15 protein-coding genes are annotated in these 18,107 nt (G+C 66.7%); 8 read left to right on the top strand and 7 right to left on the bottom strand.

Annotation, left to right across the window (positions count from 1 at the left end):
* The first annotated feature begins 5 nt into the window (after window positions 1-5).
* Window positions 6-1,451, top strand: a complete 1,446-nt coding sequence (locus OK345_RS05470) for an L-aspartate oxidase (protein WP_265126912.1) — start codon at window positions 6-8, stop codon at window positions 1,449-1,451.
* A 203-nt stretch (window positions 1,452-1,654) separates the two neighbouring features.
* On the opposite strand, the gene OK345_RS05465 is transcribed toward OK345_RS05470, so the two are convergent.
* The 5 genes from OK345_RS05465 to sucC all read right to left on the bottom strand — a co-directional run bounded on the left by OK345_RS05465 (window position 1,655) and on the right by sucC (window position 7,504).
* Complete coding sequence (locus tag OK345_RS05465) at window positions 1,655-2,542, bottom strand: U32 family peptidase (RefSeq protein WP_265126911.1); 888 nt, start codon at window positions 2,540-2,542, stop codon at window positions 1,655-1,657.
* 4 nt (window positions 2,543-2,546) lie between these two features.
* Complete coding sequence (gene ubiU, locus OK345_RS05460) at window positions 2,547-3,545, bottom strand: ubiquinone anaerobic biosynthesis protein UbiU (RefSeq protein ID WP_265126910.1); 999 nt, start codon at window positions 3,543-3,545, stop codon at window positions 2,547-2,549.
* 67 nt (window positions 3,546-3,612) lie between these two features.
* A complete protein-coding gene (locus OK345_RS05455; protein WP_265126909.1) occupies window positions 3,613-5,115 on the bottom strand; it encodes a UbiD family decarboxylase in 1,503 nt (500 codons plus the stop codon).
* Window positions 5,116-5,440: 325 nt separating this feature from the next.
* Window positions 5,441-6,313, bottom strand: a complete 873-nt coding sequence (gene sucD / locus OK345_RS05450; protein WP_265126908.1) for a succinate--CoA ligase subunit alpha — start codon at window positions 6,311-6,313, stop codon at window positions 5,441-5,443.
* A 27-nt stretch (window positions 6,314-6,340) separates the two neighbouring features.
* Window positions 6,341-7,504: an ADP-forming succinate--CoA ligase subunit beta gene (sucC, locus tag OK345_RS05445; protein WP_265126907.1), complete on the bottom strand. Its 1,164-nt coding sequence runs from the start codon at window positions 7,502-7,504 to the stop codon at window positions 6,341-6,343.
* Window positions 7,505-7,811: 307 nt separating this feature from the next.
* On the opposite strand from sucC, the gene OK345_RS05440 reads away from it, so the two are divergent.
* The gene (locus OK345_RS05440) at window positions 7,812-9,425 is read left to right on the top strand and encodes a sensor histidine kinase (RefSeq protein WP_265126959.1); all 1,614 of its coding nucleotides are present in this window, start codon (window positions 7,812-7,814) and stop codon (window positions 9,423-9,425) included.
* Between the two features lie 71 nt (window positions 9,426-9,496).
* Complete coding sequence (locus OK345_RS05435; RefSeq protein ID WP_265126906.1) at window positions 9,497-10,879, top strand: sigma-54-dependent transcriptional regulator; 1,383 nt, start codon at window positions 9,497-9,499, stop codon at window positions 10,877-10,879.
* A 326-nt stretch (window positions 10,880-11,205) separates the two neighbouring features.
* On the opposite strand, the gene pilB is transcribed toward OK345_RS05435, so the two are convergent.
* Window positions 11,206-12,936, bottom strand: a complete 1,731-nt coding sequence (pilB, locus tag OK345_RS05430) for a type IV-A pilus assembly ATPase PilB (RefSeq protein ID WP_265126905.1) — start codon at window positions 12,934-12,936, stop codon at window positions 11,206-11,208.
* 369 nt (window positions 12,937-13,305) lie between these two features.
* Complete coding sequence (locus OK345_RS05425; protein WP_306332087.1) at window positions 13,306-13,737, bottom strand: pilin; 432 nt, start codon at window positions 13,735-13,737, stop codon at window positions 13,306-13,308.
* A gap of 393 nt (window positions 13,738-14,130) precedes the next feature.
* Between OK345_RS05425 and OK345_RS05420 the strand changes: the two genes are divergently transcribed.
* The 5 genes from OK345_RS05420 (at window position 14,131) to coaE (ending at window position 17,547) form a co-directional block, all read left to right on the top strand.
* Complete coding sequence (locus OK345_RS05420; protein ID WP_265126904.1) at window positions 14,131-15,390, top strand: type II secretion system F family protein; 1,260 nt, start codon at window positions 14,131-14,133, stop codon at window positions 15,388-15,390.
* A 7-nt stretch (window positions 15,391-15,397) separates the two neighbouring features.
* Window positions 15,398-16,261, top strand: a complete 864-nt coding sequence (locus OK345_RS05415; RefSeq protein ID WP_265126903.1) for a prepilin peptidase — start codon at window positions 15,398-15,400, stop codon at window positions 16,259-16,261.
* 74 nt (window positions 16,262-16,335) lie between these two features.
* Complete coding sequence (locus OK345_RS05410) at window positions 16,336-16,614, top strand: YlcI/YnfO family protein (protein WP_265126902.1); 279 nt, start codon at window positions 16,336-16,338, stop codon at window positions 16,612-16,614.
* Window positions 16,611-16,913, top strand: a complete 303-nt coding sequence (locus tag OK345_RS05405) for a type II toxin-antitoxin system RelE/ParE family toxin (protein WP_265126901.1) — start codon at window positions 16,611-16,613, stop codon at window positions 16,911-16,913. Before OK345_RS05410 ends, OK345_RS05405 begins: the two co-directional genes overlap by 4 nt.
* Before the next feature lie 10 nt (window positions 16,914-16,923).
* Window positions 16,924-17,547 (top strand): dephospho-CoA kinase, encoded by a 624-nt coding sequence (coaE, locus tag OK345_RS05400; RefSeq protein ID WP_265126900.1) that lies wholly within the window; start codon window positions 16,924-16,926, stop codon window positions 17,545-17,547.
* The last annotated feature ends 560 nt before the right edge of the window (window positions 17,548-18,107 follow it).

Here is an 18,107-nt window from a genome sequence, read left to right as displayed (position 1 = left end):
ACCCGGTGCCGCCCTTGGTGGTGGTCGGCTGCGGCGTGGCCGGACTTTCGGTCGCGTTGGCGGCCGCACCGCGACCGGTGGTCCTGGTCGGCCGATCGCCGGCAGGCCACGATTGCGCCACCGCGCTGGCACAGGGCGGCATCGCCGCGGCACTGGATGCCGGCGACAGCCCGACCGCGCACGCGCGCGACACCCTGGCCGCCGGTGCCGGCCACAACGACGCGGCCGCCGTGCACTACCTGACCCGGCAGGCCGGTGCCGCCGTGGAGTGGCTGCAGGCGCAGGGCGTCGCCTTCGACCGTCTCGGCATGCGCCTGCTGCTGGGGCGCGAAGGCGGCCACGGCCACGATCGCATCGTCCATTGCGGTGGCGATGCCAGCGGTGCGGCGCTGCTGGCGGCGCTGGAGCGCGCGGTCACGGCGGCCGCCCACATCGACTGGCGGCCGCCTTCCGCACTGGCGGCGATACAGCTGCGCGACGACCGCGTGGCCGGCATCCGCACGATCGCCGGCACCGGCGGCCGCAGCGAGGAGATCGCATGCGCCGACCTGGTACTGGCCACCGGCGGCTGCGGCGCGCTGTTCGCCGCCACCACCAACCCGCCCGGCGCCGACGGCAACGGACTGGCGATCGCCATGGCCGCAGGCGCGGCCATGCGCGACCTGGAGTTCATGCAGTTCCACCCCACCGCGCTGGACGTCGCCAGCCAAGGCGCCCTGCCGCTGGTGACCGAGGCGCTGCGCGGTGCCGGTGCGCGTCTGCTGGACGGCAGCGGGCAAGCGCTGATGGCCGGCGTGCATCCCCACGGCGATCTTGCGCCGCGCGATATCGTGGCCCGCCAGGTATGGCGCTGCCAGCAGGCGGGCCGCCAGGTATGGCTGGATGCGACCGGCGTGCAGGGCGACTGGCAGGCCCGGTTTCCCACCGTACTCGGGATCTGCCGGGGGCACGGCATCGACCCGCGCGTGCAGCCGGTTCCGGTCACGCCCGCCGCGCATTTCCACATGGGCGGCATTGCCGTCGATGCCGGCGGACGCAGCAGCGTGCGCGGCCTGCATGCCGTCGGCGAGGTGGCCTGCAACGGCGTGCATGGCGCCAACCGGTTGGCCAGCAACTCGTTGCTGGAAGGCGTGGTGTTCGGCCGCCGGCTCGGACAGCGGCTGGCCGACAGCCGCCTGCCGCCATCGACCGCGCGCGCGTCGCGCTGGGTGGACCGCGGCGCCGAGGCCGGGCAGGATGCGATGCCACGCCTGCGCGCGTTGCTCTGGCATGCGCTGGGCCCGGTACGCGCCGCCGGCACGATGACGGCGGCGATGGCCGCCCTCGGCAGCGACGATGCGCTTTCGCATACCTGGCAGGGAAAGCTGGCGGCCCACCTGCTGCGAGCGGCCCTCCGCCGCCCTGGCAGCCTGGGTGCGCACTACCGCAGCGACGATCCTGTCGGCGCTTGACCCTTCGGTACGCGCGGCGGCGACGTCCGGTGCGGTGACCGCGTAACGGCTACAACCACGACAACGATGGCCGTCGCGGAGCCGGTCCGGTCCGCGAAACCGGCGGCCCGCATTCCCGTTGCCGCATGCCATCGCAGAGGAGCCGGCATTTTCCCCCGCCCCCGCGGCCGGCTTCCGCCGCCGGCCGCGCGCACGGAAGCGTCCTATGCCGCCGGCGACGGCGGCAACGAAGCCTTGCCCGGTTCGCCGTGCCAGTAGCCGTTGCGTTCGCCCTGGCGCGGCGGCGGTGCGGCTTCCTCCAGCATCCGATGGAAACGCGCCACCACCGCCGCCATGTCCTCGCCCTGCGGATACAATCGCAACACCGCGACGCCGCTTTCGCGCATTTCGTCGCGCTCGGGCGCCATGTCCACGATCTCGCTGCCCTGCACCTGGATCCCGTTGATGGTCATGAACGGCTCGCCCTCGCGGGTGGCCAGCGGCAGGCCGTCGGGGTAGTCGATGCAGCGGAAGCCGCACTGGTCCTTGGGCAGGTCCAGCGCACGCGCGGTGAAGCAGCGCGCCGAATACGACAGCGGCAAGCGGCCCCAGGCGATCAGTTCCAGCTCCGGCATCGCGGCCCCGGTCCCGGGCATCCGCGCGCGCAGTTCCTGCAGCAGCTGCCGGCCCAGCTCCACCGGCGGCACCCAGCGCTGCAGGCCGTCCTCGACCAGCATCGCCAGCGCGTGGTGGTTGTAGACGTTCAGGGTCGGCCCGGCGACGAAGCCCAGTCCGGCTTCGCGGCACAGCTGTACCGCCGCCATGTCGTTGGCTTCCACCAGGAAGCGGCCGTCGCGCACCAGCCGCTGCAGCACGCCCAGTTCGGACTCGGCCTCGATCAGCGCCAGCGTGGACAGCACCACCTGCTTGCCGCTGCCGGCCATGTCCTCGGCCAGCGCCAACCAGTCGCGGGTGCGCAGTTCGCGGCGCTTGCCGCACACCGTCTCGCCCAGGTAGACGATGTCCAGCGGCCACCGCATCGCCTCGCGGTAGAACGCCAGCGTGCGTTCGCGCGGCCAGAAGTACTGCAACGGTCCAAGACTGAGTTTCATCGGTTCAATGCCAGGCGCGGTGATAGGGGCCAAGCGTGGTCTGCTGGCCTTCGGCATGGGCCGACAGCGCCTGCTGCCAGCCCGGTTGCGGCGCCCACCGCTCCGGTGCGGCCAGGTGCGCGTCCAGCGCCTTGCGCCAGGTGCCGGCCACGGCCCGGACGTAGGCCACGCCGCGTTGCCGTCCCTCGATCTTCAGCGCCGCCACGCCGGCGGCGGCCAGCCGCGGGATCAGCTCCAGCGTGTTGAGGCTGGTCGGTTCCTCCAGCGCATGGAACACCTCGCCGCCGACTTCGTAGCGGCCCTTGCAGACGGTGGGATAGCCGGCCGGCTCGGCATCGGCGAAACGGTCGATCAGCATCCCGTTCAGGCGCACGCTGCGGGCATTGCCGGCATGTTCCTCCCAGCGCACGAAGCGCGCCGGCGAACACACCCCGTGACGGTTGGGCGAAGCACCGGTGACGTAGCTGGACAGCTGGCAGCGGCCCTCGACCATGATGCACAGGCTGCCGAAGGCGAACACTTCCAGCGGCACCGGCGCGGTGGCGCAAAGGCGCTCCACCTGCTGGATCGACAACACCCGCGGCAGCACCGCACGGGCGATGCCGAAACGCTCGTGGGCATGACGCAGCGCCGGCGCGCTGGTGGCCGAGCCCTGCACCGAAAGATGCCGCGGCAGGTCCGGATGGCGGCGGGCGGCGTAGTCCAGCACCGCCATCTCCGCGGCGATGATGGCATCGGCGCCGAGCCCGGCGGCGCGGTCCACCGCGCCGCGCCAGACCGGCAGGCGCGCGCTGTCCGGATAGGTATTCAACGCCAGGTACACCTGCGCGCCGCGGGCATGCGCATAGGCGATGCCCGCGCGCAGTTCGGCCTCGCTGAAGTTCAGCCCCGGAAACGCGCGGGCGTTGGTCTGGTCCTGGAACCCGGCATAGACCGCATTGGCGCCGGCATCCACCGCCGCCTGCAGGGCCGGCAGGTTGCCGGCCGGACATACCAGTTGCATGCGCTCCCTCCCGCTGACGTGACCGCGCCATCATCGGCAGCCTCGTCCGCGCTGTCGTTGACATGGGTCAGGTCGGCGCCAGGTGTCCGCGGCCATCGCCGCCGGCGCGGGCCTGCCACAGCGCGGCCCACAGCGCTTCCACCCGCCGCTCCACCGCCGCGTCCGGACGGATCGGCCGCCCCCACGGGCGGGAGGTCTCGCCAGGCCACTTGCCGGTGGCATCGAGCCCGAGCTTGGACCCCAGCCCCGACACCGGGCTGGCGAAATCCAGGTAGTCGATGGGCGTGTTTTCCACCAGCAGCGCGTCGCGCGCCGGATCGACCCGGGTGGACAGCGCCCACAGCACCTGGCCCCAGTCGCGCACGTCGATGTCCTCGTCGGTGACGATCACGAACTTGGTATAGGTGAACTGCCGCAGGTACGACCAGACGCCCATCATGATCCGCCGCGCATGGCCGGGATACTGCTTGCGGATGCTCACCACCGCCAGCCGGTACGAACAGGCCTCCGGCGGCAGGTGGAAATCGACGATCTCCGGGAACACCTTGCGCAGTATCGGCACGAATACATCGTTGAGCGCGGCCGACAGCACCGACGGCTCGTCCAGCGGCGAACGCCCCATGTAGCTGCCGTGGTAGATGGCATCGCCGCGCAGGCGCATGCGCTCGATGGTCAGTACCGGGAAGTGCGCCTGCGCGTTGTAGTAGCCGGTGTGGTCGCCGAACGGTCCTTCCAGGGCGGTATCGCCGGGGTGGATGAAGCCCTCCAGCACGATCTCGGCCCCGGCCGGCGCATCCAGCCCGGTCGTTTCGCTGCGCCACAGCTGCGTGCGTGCGCCGCGCAGCAGCCCGGCGAACTCGTATTCGGACAGGGTATCGGGTACCGGCGCCACCGCCGCCAGCATCGTCGCCGGATCGGCACCGATGGCGACCAGCACCGGGAACGGCCTGTCCGGATGGGCGGCCTGCCAGCTGGCGTGGTCCTGGGCCCCGCCGCGGTGCGCCAGCCAGCGCATGATCACCCGGTTGCGGCCGATCGGCTGCTGGCGGTAGATGCCCACGTTCTGCCGCGCCTGCGTCGTCCCGCGCGTGACCACCATGCCGAAGGTGATCAAGCGGTCGATGTCTTCCGGCCAGCAATGCTGGATCGGCAACCGCGCCAGGTCGATGTCGTCGCGCTCCAGCACCAGCTCGTTGAACGCCGCCTCGGGCACGCGCCGCGGTGCGACGTTGGCCAGCTGCGCCAGCTCCGGCCACGAACGCAATGCGTCCTTCAGCGACGACGGCCAGCGCGGTTCCTTGATCGCCGCCAGCAGTTCGCCCAGTTCGCGCAGCGAGGCCAGCGGGCGTCCGCCCAGCGCCAGTTCGATGCGGCGGCGGTGGCCGAACAGGTTGCCCAGCAACGGATGCGCCGATCCCAGCGGGTGCCGCATCAGCAGTGCCGGTCCCTGCTCGCGCAGCGCGCGCTGGCTCAGCGCCGTGCTTTCCAGCACCGGGTCCACGGCGGCCTCCACGTCCAGCAACTGTCCGCGCTGGCGCAGCAACGCCAGGAACGTCCTCAGATCGTGCATGTCCTTTCCCCCGCAGCAGCCCGCCCAACCGGCAAGGCAGCGTAGGCGGCGGCGCGCCCGGGAGCCCTGACGCCGGTCAAGCGCGCGCCTGTCCTGCGCGGGAGCGATTCCGGATATCCGTCCGGCGAAGCCTTCGTGCGCCATGCCGATGGGCGCGGTCGCCACGACCCGGGCCAGGGTCGCGACTGGCGTCGCTCCTGCAACGTCTCCCCGCCCCTGCAGGAGCGACGCCAGTCGCGACCGCCGAGGGCACCGACCACCCCGACGAAAGACCACGAAAAAGGCCGCCCGGAGGCGGCCTTCTTCGTCTCGCGCGAAGCCGGTCTTACTTGACCAGCTCGGCGATCGCGGCACCCAGGTCGCCCGGCGAACGGACGGTCTTGACGCCAGCGGCTTCCATCGCCGCGAACTTGCCGGCAGCGGTACCGGAACCGCCCGAGGCGATCGCACCGGCGTGGCCCATGCGCTTGCCCGGAGGGGCCGAGGCACCGGCGATGAAGCCGACGACCGGCTTCTTCACGTGGTTCTTGATGTACTCGGCGCCGGCTTCCTCGGCCGCACCGCCGATCTCGCCGACCATGATGATGCCTTCGGTCTGCGGGTCTTCGTTGAACAGCTTCAGGCAGTCGACGAAGTTCAGGCCGTTGATCGGGTCGCCGCCGATGCCGATGACGGTCGACTGGCCCAGGCCGGCAGCGGTGGTCTGCTTGACGGCTTCATAGGTCAGAGTGCCCGAACGGGAGACGATGCCGATCTTGCCCGGGGTGTGGATGTGGCCCGGCATGATGCCGATCTTGCACTCGCCCGGGGTGATGATGCCCGGGCAGTTCGGGCCGACCAGCACCACGTCCGGATGCTGCTTGAGCACGTTCTTCACGCGCAGCATGTCCAGCACCGGGATGCCTTCGGTGATGCAGACGATGACCTTGATGCCGGCCGCGGCCGCTTCCAGGATCGCGTCGGCCGCGAACGGCGGCGGGACGTAGATGACCGAAGCGTCGGCACCGGTGGATTCGACGGCCTCACGCACGGTGTTGAACACCGGCAGTTCGATATGGGTGGTGCCGCCCTTGCCCGGGGTCACGCCACCGACGACCTGGGTGCCGTATTCCACCATCTGGGTGGCGTGGAAGGTGCCCTGCTGGCCGGTGAAGCCCTGCACGATCACCTTGGTGTTCTTGTTGATCAAGACAGACATGATTCTTTCCTAGGATTCGCGGTGGGCTCAGGCGGCAGCAGCAGCAACGGCCTTCTTGGCGCCGTCGTTGATGTCGTCGGCCGGGGTGATGGCCAGGCCGGATTCGGCCAGCAGCTTCTTGCCCGCTTCGACGTTGGTGCCTTCCAGACGGACCACGACCGGGACCTTGACGTCCACTTCCTTCACTGCGGCGATGATGCCCTCGGCGATCATGTCGCAACGGACGATGCCACCGAAGATGTTGACGAAGATCGCCTTGACCTTGTCCGAGGACAGGATCAGCTTGAACGCCTCGGTCACGCGCTCCTTGGTGGCGCCGCCACCGACGTCCAGGAAGTTGGCCGGCGAACCGCCGTTGAGCGCGATCACGTCCATGGTGGCCATCGCCAGGCCGGCGCCGTTGACCATGCAGCCGATGTTGCCGTCCATGGTCACGTAGTTCAGGTCGAACTGGCTGGCGCGCACTTCGGCCTCGTCTTCCTGCGTGGTGTCACGCATGTCGGCCAGGTCCTTGTGGCGGAAGGTGGCGTTGTCGTCGGAGTTGACCTTGCCGTCCAGCGCGTACAGGTCGCCGCTGTCCAGGATCGCCAGCGGGTTCAGCTCGACCAGCGACAGGTCCTTGGCGTTGAACAGGGCGAACAGGCCGCCCATGATCTTGGCCAGCTGGTTGGACTGCTTGGCGTTGAGGCCCATCTTGAAGCCGATCTCGCGGCCCTGGTACGGCTGGAAGCCTTCGACGAAATCGACGTTCAGGGTGTGAATCTTCTCCGGGGTCTCGGCGGCCACCTGCTCGATGTCCACGCCGCCTTCGCTGGAGACGATGTAGGTGATCGAGCGGGTATCGCGATCCACCAGCACCGACAGGTACAGTTCCTTGGCGATCTCGCCGGCTTCGGTGACCAGCACCAGGTTGACCGGCAGGGCGACGCCTGCGGACTGGTAGGTGGCCATCTTGGTGCCGAGCATCTTCTCTGCGGCGGCCTTCACGTCGTCGGTGGTCTTGCAGAACTTCACGCCACCGGCCTTGCCGCGACCGCCCGCGTGGATCTGCGCCTTGACCATCCAGGGGCCATTGCCCAAGGACTTGGCCGCTTCGACCGCTTCATCGGCCGTGGACGCGACGCGTCCGGCCGGGACCGGGATGCCGTAATCGGCAAACAGTTGTTTCGCCTGGTATTCGTGGAAATTCATGCGTCACCGTGGGAATAGGAACGACCGCACGCAGCACCACGGGGCCCTCCAGGGGCGCCAGCGTGGACCGCGAGCGGGCCCACTATTGTGGCCGAGCCGGCGCCGGGGCGCAAAAGAAGACCATACAAATCGCCGGTTCCGGCGATTTTCCGGCGATTTTTCAGGCAGTTGCCGGAACCCCCGGCAAGCGCCCGGCAGCCCCGGCCGGCCGCAACCGCGCGGCGGCATGGCCGGCGGATGTGGCCGGCCGATCGCGCGAGCGCCGCCCATGCCTATACTGCCCGACAGCCAGAAGGGGAGTTCGGGCGTGTCACCCAGCGCTTCATTGATCGACCGCATCGAATCGATTCCGCGGCGCGAACTCTATTTCTTCGCCCTGTACCGGGTGCTGGTGGCCTCGCTGATCGCCGCGCTGCTGTTCAGCCCGCTGACCGCGCTGGTGGGCGAACCGCACCATCCGCGCCTGGCCCACCTGGTTTCGATCGGCTACCTGCTGGTCGCGGCGGCACTGCTGTTCTGGGGCCGCAACGAACGCTGGCTGCATACCATCGTGTTCTGGAGCGTGGGCGTGGACATCCTCGCCGCCACCCTGCTCACCCATGCCCTGCCGGGGGCCAGCGCCGGCATCTCGATGTCGCTGCTGTTCAACATCGCCGCCGCGGCGATGCTGCTGCCGCTCGCACGCGGGCTGACCATCGCGCTGCTGGCCAGCGTCGCCACCGTGGTGGAGTTCGTCTGGCGGGCGGTGGAGGGCGGCAACGCCACCCGTACCGCGGCCGAACTGGCGATGTTCGTCACCAGCTACCTGGCACTGGCCTACATCAGCTACCAGATCGGCCACCGCGCCCGCCGCAACCAGCAGCTGGCCGAACGGCGCGGCGCCGAAGTCGCCAACCTGTTCGAGATCAACGAGCTGATCATCCGCCGCATGCGCACCGGGGTATTGGTGGTCAACGCCGGCAACCGCATCACCCTGGCCAACGAGGCCGCCTCGCTGCTGCTCGGCGACACCGACGGCGAGATCCCCGGCGGCCGCCTGGACCTGGCCAGCGTCGCCCCGGAGCTGTCCCGCCGCCTGCAGCGCTGGCGCAACGGCTGGAACCAGGACGAAACCCCGCTGCAGCTGTCGCCCGAGCAGCCGGAAGTGCAGCCGCGCTTCGCCCGGCTGCTGGCCGACAGCGACCTGACCCTGGTGTTCCTGGACGACTCCACCGTGGTCTCGCGCCGCGCCGAGTCGCTGACCCTTTCCACGCTGGGCCGGTTCTCGGCCAGCCTGGCGCACGAGATCCGCAACCCGCTGGCCGCGATCAACTACGCCACCCAGCTGCTGGAGGAATCCACCGGCATCGGCGACGCCGACCGGCGCCTGCTGCAGATCATCCACCAGCAATGCCAGCGCACCAACGGCATCGTCGAAAGCGTGCTGGGCCTGGCCCGGCGCGAGCGCGCCAACCCGGAGAACCTGGACCTGGCCGCGTTCGTGCGCCGCTTCGTGCTCGAGTACCGGCAGACCCTGTCGATCGAGACCGACAGCCTGGAGACCATCGTCAGCCAGTCCTCGGTACAGGCCCTGGTCGACCCCAGGCACCTGTACCAGATCCTCACCGCACTGGTGCACAACGCGCTCAAATACGGCCGCATCGCCGAGGAACCGGCACGGGTGCGACTGCGCGTGGCCACCCTGGAGCGGCATGCGGTGGTCGACGTGATGGACCGCGGCCCCGGGATTCCCGAAGCCGTCGCCGCGCAGCTGTTCCGCCCGTTCTTCACCACCTCCGAGCATGGCACCGGCCTGGGGCTGTATATCGCCCGGGAGCTGTGCCGGGCCAACCAGGCCCAGCTGGAGTACGTCCCGGTCCCCGCCGGCGGCGCCTGCTTCCGGGTGATCCTGCCCGGCCCGCATACCATCCTGCCCGGCTGAACCAGGCGCGCGGCGCGCCTCAAACTGCCGGGATTTGTCGGCAATCGCCACACTCGGCTATCTTTCCGTTCATGAACGAAACCCGTAGCGCCCTGGTCGTCGACGACGAACGCGATATCCGTGAACTGCTGGTCCTTACCCTGGGACGCATGGGACTCCGCATCAGCACCGCCGCCAACCTGGCCGAGGCCCGCGAGTTGCTGGCCAGCAATCCCTACGACCTGTGCATCACCGACATGCGGCTGCCCGACGGCAACGGCATCGAACTGGTCACCGAAATCTCGCGCAACCACCCCCGCACCCCGGTGGCGATGATCACCGCCTTCGGCAGCATGGACCTGGCGGTGGAAGCGCTGAAGGCCGGCGCATTCGACTTCGTCAGCAAGCCGGTGGACATCGGCGTGCTGCGCGGCCTGGTCAAGCATGCGCTGGAACTCAACAACACCGAACGTCCCGCCCCGCCCCCGCCGCCGCCGGAACAGGCCGCGCGCCTGCTCGGCGACTCGCCGGCCATGGACGAACTGCGCGCCACCATCGCCAAGGTCGCGCGCAGCCAGGCGCCGGTCTACATCCTGGGCGAATCCGGCGTCGGCAAGGAATTGGTCGCCCGCACCATCCACGAACAGGGCGCGCGTGCTTCCGGGCCGTTCGTGCCGGTCAACTGCGGCGCGATCCCGGCCGAGCTGATGGAAAGCGAGTTCTTCGGCCACAAACGCGGCAGCTTCACCGGCGCCCACGCCGACAAGCCCGGCCTGTTCCAGGCCGCGCACGGCGGCACCCTGTTCCTGGATGAAGTGGCCGAACTGCCGCTGCAGATGCAGGTCAAACTGCTGCGCGCGATCCAGGAGAAGTCGATACGCCCGGTCGGCGCCGCCGCCGAGGTTCCGGTCGACGTGCGCATCCTTTCGGCCACCCACAAGGACCTGGCCGACCTGGTCGAGGACGGCCGCTTCCGCCACGACCTGTACTACCGCATCAACGTGATCGAACTGCGGGTACCGCCGCTGCGCGAGCGCGGCGGCGACCTGCCGCAACTGGCGGCCTCGATCCTGTCGCGGCTGGCCAAGTCGCACGGCCGCCCCACCCCGTTGCTGTCGCCCTCCGCGCTCGAGGCGCTGGCCGGCTACGGCTTCCCCGGCAACGTGCGCGAACTGGAGAACATCCTCGAACGCGCGCTTGCGCTGGCCGAGGACGACAGCATCGGCGCCAGCGACCTGCGCCTGCCGCAGGCCACCGCGCGAGCGGCTTCCCAGGGCACCGTGGCAGCACAGGAAGCCGTGGCCGACATCGACCCGTCCACCTCGGCGCTGCCCTCGTACATCGAGCAGATGGAGCGCGTGGCGATCCAGAAGGCACTGGAAGAAAACCGCTGGAACAAGACCAAGACCGCCGCCCAGCTCGGCATCACCTTCCGCGCACTGCGCTACAAGCTCAAGAAGCTCGGCATGGATTGAGGCGGGACCACGCCCGCCCCTGCAACCCCCATATACCGCAGGAGCGACGTCAGTCGCGACCGGGCCTGGCCGGGAAAGCCCGTCGCGACTGACGTCGCTCCTACCTTCGCCAGCGGACACGCGCCTTTCGGGGGTGGCTTCGCCCTCCGTGCCGCACCATCAGCCCAAGAAGCCCGGCATGGATTGGAACCGGCAGGCCTGCACGCTTTAAGAGCGACGCCAGTCGCGACAGGACTCGCGCAGGGGCCCCCGGTCATGACTGACGCCGCCGCCCCCCATTGCCCGCACGGAACGATGCGCCGCACCGACAAACGCGTGACCGGCCCTCAATCCTTGGTGACGCGGTTGATCTCGGCCAGGCTGGTGATGCCCTGCGCCGCCTTCTTCAGTGCCGACTGGCGCAGGTCGTTGACCCCCACCTTCTGCGCCGCCTCGGCGATCTGCATCGCGTTGCCGCCGGCCAGCACGATGGCGGCGATGTCGTCGTTCATCGGCATCACCTGGTAGATGCCGGTACGCCCCTTGTAGCCCTCGGTGCAGTCGTCGCATCCCACCGGCTCGTACAACTCGATGCCCGCGGCGATCTGTTCGGGGGTATAGCCTTCGGCAAGCAGGGCGTTCTCCGGCAACTGCACCGGCTTCTTGCAGTGGCTGCACAGGCGCCGCGCCAGGCGCTGGGCGATCACCAGCGTCACCGACGAGGTGATGTTGTACGGCGCGATGCCCATGTTCATCAGGCGCGCGATGGTCTGCGGTGCGTCGTTGGTATGCAGGGTGGACAGCACCATGTGACCGGTCTGCGCCGCCTTGATGGCGATCTCCGCCGTTTCCAGGTCGCGGATTTCGCCGACCATGATGATGTCCGGATCCTGTCGCAGGAACGAACGCAGCGCCGCGGCGAAGGTCATGCCGCGCTTGTTGTTCTGCTGCACCTGGTTGACACCGGGCAGGCGGATTTCCACCGGGTCCTCGGCGGTGGAGATGTTGCGGGTCTCATCGTTGAGGATGCCCAGCGCGGTATACAGCGACACCGTCTTGCCCGAGCCGGTCGGGCCGGTCACCAGCACCATGCCGTAGGGCTTGTGGATCGCCTCCAGGAACAGCCGCTGCTGATCCTCCTCGTAGCCGAGCTTGTCGATGCCCAGCTTGGCGGCGCTGCCGTCGAGGATACGCAGCACGATCTTCTCGCCGAACAGGGTCGGCAAGGTACTGACGCGGAAGTCGATCTGCTTGCTCTTGGACAGGTTGAGCTTGATGCGACCGTCCTGCGGCACGCGCTTTTCGGCGATGTCCAGCTGCGACATCACCTTCAGGCGTGCGGCGATGCGCTGGTTCAACTTCACCGGCGCCCTGGCCACGTTCTTGAGCAGGCCATCGATGCGGAAGCGGACGCGGTAGTCGTCCTCGTAGGGCTCGAAATGGATATCCGATGCGCCCTTGCGGATCGCATCCACCAGCACCTTGTTGACGAACTTCACCACCGGGGTGTCGTCGCCCTTGGCATCGACACCGCTGTCGCCGCCAGCACCCACGTCCTCGTCACCGGCCGACACCTCCAGGTCGCCCATGTCATCGTCGCCACCACCCAGCGCATCTCCCAGCGTGTCGTTGCTGGCCTGCCACTGCTCCAGGGTGCGACGGATCTGGTCTTCGTCCACCAGGATCGGCTCCACCACCAGGTTGGTGTGGAACTTGATCTCGTCCAGCGACTGGGTCGGGTTACTGGTACCGACGAACAGCTTGCCACCGCGCTTGAACAGCGGCAGCACCTGGTGCTTGCGCAGCAGCTCCTCGCTGACCAGCTTGATCGCGTTCTGGCTGGCATCGAATGCCGATACATCCATCAGCGGCATGCCGAATTCCACCGCATTGGCCGCCGCCAGCTGCGCTGCCGTCACCAGCTTCTTTTCGGCGAACCATTGCGCCAGCGGCGTCTTCGCCGCCGTCGCCTGCGCCATCGCGGTACGCGCGGCCCCCTCCTCGATCGCCCCGTCCTGGACCAGGCGACGGGCGATGCCGGTGATACCTACCAGATTGGCGGAAACAACTGTATTCATCACACTCCCCCGCAGGACTCGCGCAGATTACCGTAAAAGCACACTTGCGCACCCCGATGCTGATGTTGACCTCCATGGCCGGTACGCCGCTACACCCATGTCACTATCCCGCAAGTCGCACCAGCCTCGGCGCTGAGAAATATTATCCAAGCAACCGACTTCCGTGAACCTGAGTGCTTACCACCTCGGGCCCGGCTGCATACGATCATCACGGCAAACGAACTGGTGACCCAGCACGACCGACGCTACTGTTATGAAGAAACAAGCCACGAGTACGAGCCAACCCATGAGTAGACCGTGCACCGTGAGGCCAAGCAAATGAAAAAAGCCCCGCCGAGGCGGGGCTTTTTCCAAAACAGTTACACAAAATTAACGGCAGCTGGCCGGCAACAGCTGGCTTTCGACGGTGCTGTTGGTGCAGATCCACTCGGTGATCTGGCCATCTGCCGGATCAGCGCCCGGACCCGGCTCAAGCACGTAGGTCGCTCCATCCACGCCACTACCTACGTTGTCATAGGTGACGGTGACCTCACCAGCTGTACCCACTTCCAAGGTGGTGACGTACTGGGTAGCCGTGAAGTTGTCGCAACCGGCCGCGGCGGCGTCTGCCGGGTACTCGTTCATGTTGGCCACATACTCGGCGATCGAACCCTTACAGGCCGAGGCTGCGGTAATGCCCTCGGAAACCTTGGCGCGCTTGATGTAGTTCTGGTATGCCGGCAACGCAATGGCGGCCAGGATGGCGATGATCGCAACCACGATCATCAATTCGATCAGCGTAAAACCCTGCTGCTTCTTCATGTGTACATCCCCTAGAGGTTTTGATGGGTGGACAAGAGCGGTTGTGCAATCACGCTACCGCTCCATGCGGGGTGATTTCAAAGCAGGTTGCGTGCCAGACCCCGGCACACCCCCAAGACTCCCCGGCGCAATGATGGCAGCAACTCCAAGGAATGGAAGCCCCTGAATGCGCAAATGCGATACGCACGACTAATTGACGATTTTTGTCACTTTATGACCTCTGCCGTCACATCCTCCGCATCCGGCCCAGCGTCCTTATCCGCGCGGTCAGCATGCGACACCAAGCGTGATCGGCGGCACGATTGCCGCCAGGCAGGATGTCGTACGCCCCGGAACCGGCTACCATGCGACGGTATGCCCGGCCTGGGGATGGTCCGGGCGGGGAGAACATCGATGGCCGTAACCCGTAGCGCGATCAAGAAAGAGCCGGTGTCTCGCAACACTAGCCAGATGCTTCCGTTTGTCTGGGAGGGGACCGACAAACGTGGCGTGAAGATGAAGGGCGAGCAGCAGGCGAAGAACGCCAACATGCTGCGTGCAGAACTTCGCAAGCAAGGCATCACGCCAAGCGTGGTCAAGCCCAAGCCCAAGCCTTTGTTCGGCTCCACTGGCAGCACGATCAAGACCAAGGACATCGCCTTCTTCAGTCGCCAGATGGCGACGATGATGAAGTCTGGCGTCCCGATCGTGGGTGCGCTGGAGATCATCGGTGAGGGTCACAAGAACCCACGCATGAAGAAGATGGTCGGCCAGATCCGCACCGACATCGAAGGCGGCTCATCGCTGTATGAAGCCATCAGCAAGCATCCCGTGCAGTTCGACGAGCTGTACCGCAACCTGGTCAAGGCTGGTGAAGGTGCTGGCGTGCTGGAAACGGTGCTGGAGACCATCGCCAACTACAAGGAAAACATCGAGACCCTCAAGGGCAAGATCAAGAAGGCTTTGTTTTATCCAGCGATGGTCATGGCCGTAGCCCTGATCGTCAGCGCAATCCTGCTGATCTTCGTGGTCCCACAGTTCGAGGATGTTTTCAAAGGCTTCGGTGCCGACTTGCCGGCCTTCACCCAGCTGATCGTTTCAGCCTCGCGCTTCATGGTGTCTTACTGGTGGCTGATGCTGCTGATCGTTGGCGGCGCACTGGGCGGCTTCATATTCGCTTACAAACGTTCGCCGTCCATGCAGCACACGATGGACCGATTGATCCTGAAGGTCCCCGTGATCGGCCAGATCATGCATAACAGCGCGGTCGCCCGTTTTGCCCGCACCACAGCTGTGACCTTCAAGGCCGGCGTACCGCTGGTCGAAGCTCTGGGTATCGTTGCCGGCGCCACCGGCAACACCGTCTACGAGAAAGCCGTACTACGCATGCGTGACGATGTGTCGGTGGGCTACCCAGTCAACATGGCGATGAAACAGATGAATCTGTTTCCGCACATGGTGATCCAGATGACCGCCATCGGCGAGGAAGCCGGCGCTCTGGATTCCATGCTGTTCAAGGTAGCCGAGTACTACGAGCAGGAAGTGAACAATGCCGTTGATGCGCTGAGCAGCCTGCTGGAACCTTTGATCATGGTATTCATCGGCACCATCGTTGGCGGCATGGTCATCGGCATGTACTTGCCGATCTTCAAGCTCGGCGCGGTGGTCGGATAAGCAATCAATGGCATTTCTAGACCAGCATCCCGGCCTCGGCTACCCCGCCGCGGCTGGGCTGGGGCTGCTGATCGGCAGCTTCCTCAATGTGGTGATCCTGCGCCTGCCCAAGCGCATGGAGTGGCAGTGGAAGCGCGACGCGCGCGAAGCGCTCGAAGAGCCCGACATCTACGAACCGCCACCGCCGGGGATCGTGGTCGAACCTTCGCACTGCCCGCATTGCAAGCACAAGCTGGCGTGGTACGAGAACATCCCGCTGTTCAGCTGGCTGCTGCAGCGTGGCAAGTGTCGCCATTGCAGCGCCCCGATTTCCATCCAGTACCCGCTCGTGGAGGCATTGACCGCGCTGCTGGTGGTTGCCAGTGTCTGGCAGTTCGGCTTCGGCTGGCAGGGTTTCGGCGCCATCGTGCTGACCTGTTTCCTGATTGCGCTGTCCGGCATCGACCTGCGCACCCAGTTGCTGCCCGATCAGCTCACCCTGCCACTCATGTGGCTGGGATTGATCGGCAGCCTGGACAACCTGTACATGCCGGCCAAGCCGGCACTGCTGGGCGCGATCGCCGGCTACCTGTCCCTGTGGAGCGTCTGGTGGTTGTTCAAGCAGATCACAGGCAAGGAAGGCATGGGCCACGGCGACTTCAAGCTGCTCGCGGCACTGGGGGCCTGGTGCGGGCTGAAGGGCATCCTGCCGATCATCCTGCTGTCGTCGCTTGTGGGTGCGATCATCGGTTCGATCTGGCTGGCCTCGCGCGGCCGCGACCGCGCCACGCCCATCCCTTTCGGCCCGTATCTGGCGATTGCCGGCTGGATCGTGTTTTTCTGGGGCGAACAGCTTGTAGGCGGATATCTGCGGCTGGCCGGACTGGGGTAGCTCTTCCTTTTCACTTGCAGCCCCCCATCACAAGCGCCATCATTGCGTCACATATGCGATGCAACGGTGCTGCAATGAAGACCGCGACGTTACCGCCTGTGAGGGTGGACCCCGAGCTAAGGCGTTCGGCCGAACAGGTCCTCGAAGACGGGGAAAGCCTGTCCAGCTTCGTGGAAAGCTCCATCCGTAGCGAGATCGCCCACAGGCACATGCACGCGGAATTCGTTTCCCGTGGCCTGGCTTCCCGGGCATCCGCACGACAGCATGGGCGCTACGTCGAGGCCTCCGAAGTGCTGGAGAAGCTTGAGGCCAGGCTCCGTGCCGCTTCGTCCAAGGCAGTCGTTCCGAAATGAGCTTCAGGATCCGCTTCACGGAAGAAGCCGAGGACGATCTACTCAGGCTCTACGATTACCTACTGGAACGTTCCGGTGTTGCCCCCGCAGCGGATGCCCTGGCCGCCATACGGCACGCCATGGAACTGCTGGCATTCTCGCCCTTCAGTTGCAGGAAGGTTGACCCGGCAAATCCTTTCCTGCGCGAACTGATCATCGGCCACGGGGTTTCCGGCTATGTCGCCCTGTTCGAGATCGAAGACCAGGATACCGTGACCATCCTCGCCATCCGGCATCAACGTGAAGAGGACTATCACTGATGGACTTGGTATGAGCGACTTCATCGTTGGACTTACTGGAGGCATCGCCGCCGGCAAGAGCGAGGTCAGCCGCCGCTTCGAGGCATTGGGCATCGTCGTTGCCGATGCCGATCTGGCAGCGCGGGAAGTGGTTGCTCCCGGCAGTCCGGCACTGGAGCAGATCGCCAACCACTTCGGAGCGCAGGTCCTGCTGTCCGACGGCACCTTGGACCGCGCGCAGTTGCGCGAACGCGTGTTCGCCTCCACCGAGGCTCGGCAACTGCTGGAATCCATCACCCACCCGGCGATCCGCAAGCGGGTACGCGAAATCTGCGAAGCGGCGACCAGCCCCTATGCGATCGCCGCCATTCCGTTGCTGGCCGAGGCCGGTGGGCGCCAGCACTATCCCTGGCTGGACCGGATCCTGGTCGTCGATGCGCCTGAGCCGGTGCAGCATGCACGGTTGATGCAGCGCGACGGCATCGATGCGGAACTGGCCGATCGCATGATCGCCGCACAGACCAATCGCGAGCAGCGGCTGGCGCTGGCCGATGATGTGATCAGCAACGACGGCGACCCGGCACACCTGGACGAGGCCGTTCGCAGCCTCGATGCACGCTATCGGGCATTCGCTGCGGCGATGCGTCAGGGCTGAGGCCCACCAGCTGCAAGTGTCAGTGGCAGCACACAGCGGAAGCGGTATTCGTCCTCCTTCTGGATACGATTCGCGAGTGCTGGTGGGAGCGCAGTTCCGGCACGGGTGTCCGCAAAAAGCTCGCGACTGACGTCGCCCCTACAACGGCAGGGAGCTGCAGGAGCGACATCAGCCGCGATCGATGTGGTGGGAGCCGCAATGACCCCTTGGCGGGAGCGGCTTCCAGCCGCGGATGCCCTTGATCGGGCGGCATGGAAGCTCGTGCCGGGATAAGGCTCCCGCTATGCGCACTCCCCTCTCGCAATACCGCCGGGGCATTGCCGGAATCGATGACATGCCCAGTTCCAGCCGCAACACGGCGCAGGAACGACTATCAGTCGCCGGTTCTTCAAATGAGTCTTCCAAGACGGAATACAACGCGTGCGCCACTCCGGCGATCCAACCGCCCGGGCACATGCATTCTCCTTGTCCGGGAGAAAGCCTGGGCTTGCCGGAGACAGGCCTTCTGATAGCGGAAGCGCGGTCGGCCAATTCATTGGTCGCGACTTACGTCGCTCCTA

It is taken from the genome of Xanthomonas chitinilytica (genome assembly GCF_026107455.2).
Classification (GTDB): Bacteria; Pseudomonadota; Gammaproteobacteria; order Xanthomonadales; family Xanthomonadaceae; genus Stenotrophomonas; species Stenotrophomonas chitinilytica.
Note: the sequence above shows the minus strand (reverse complement) of the source record. Positions and strands in the feature narration are given on the sequence as shown.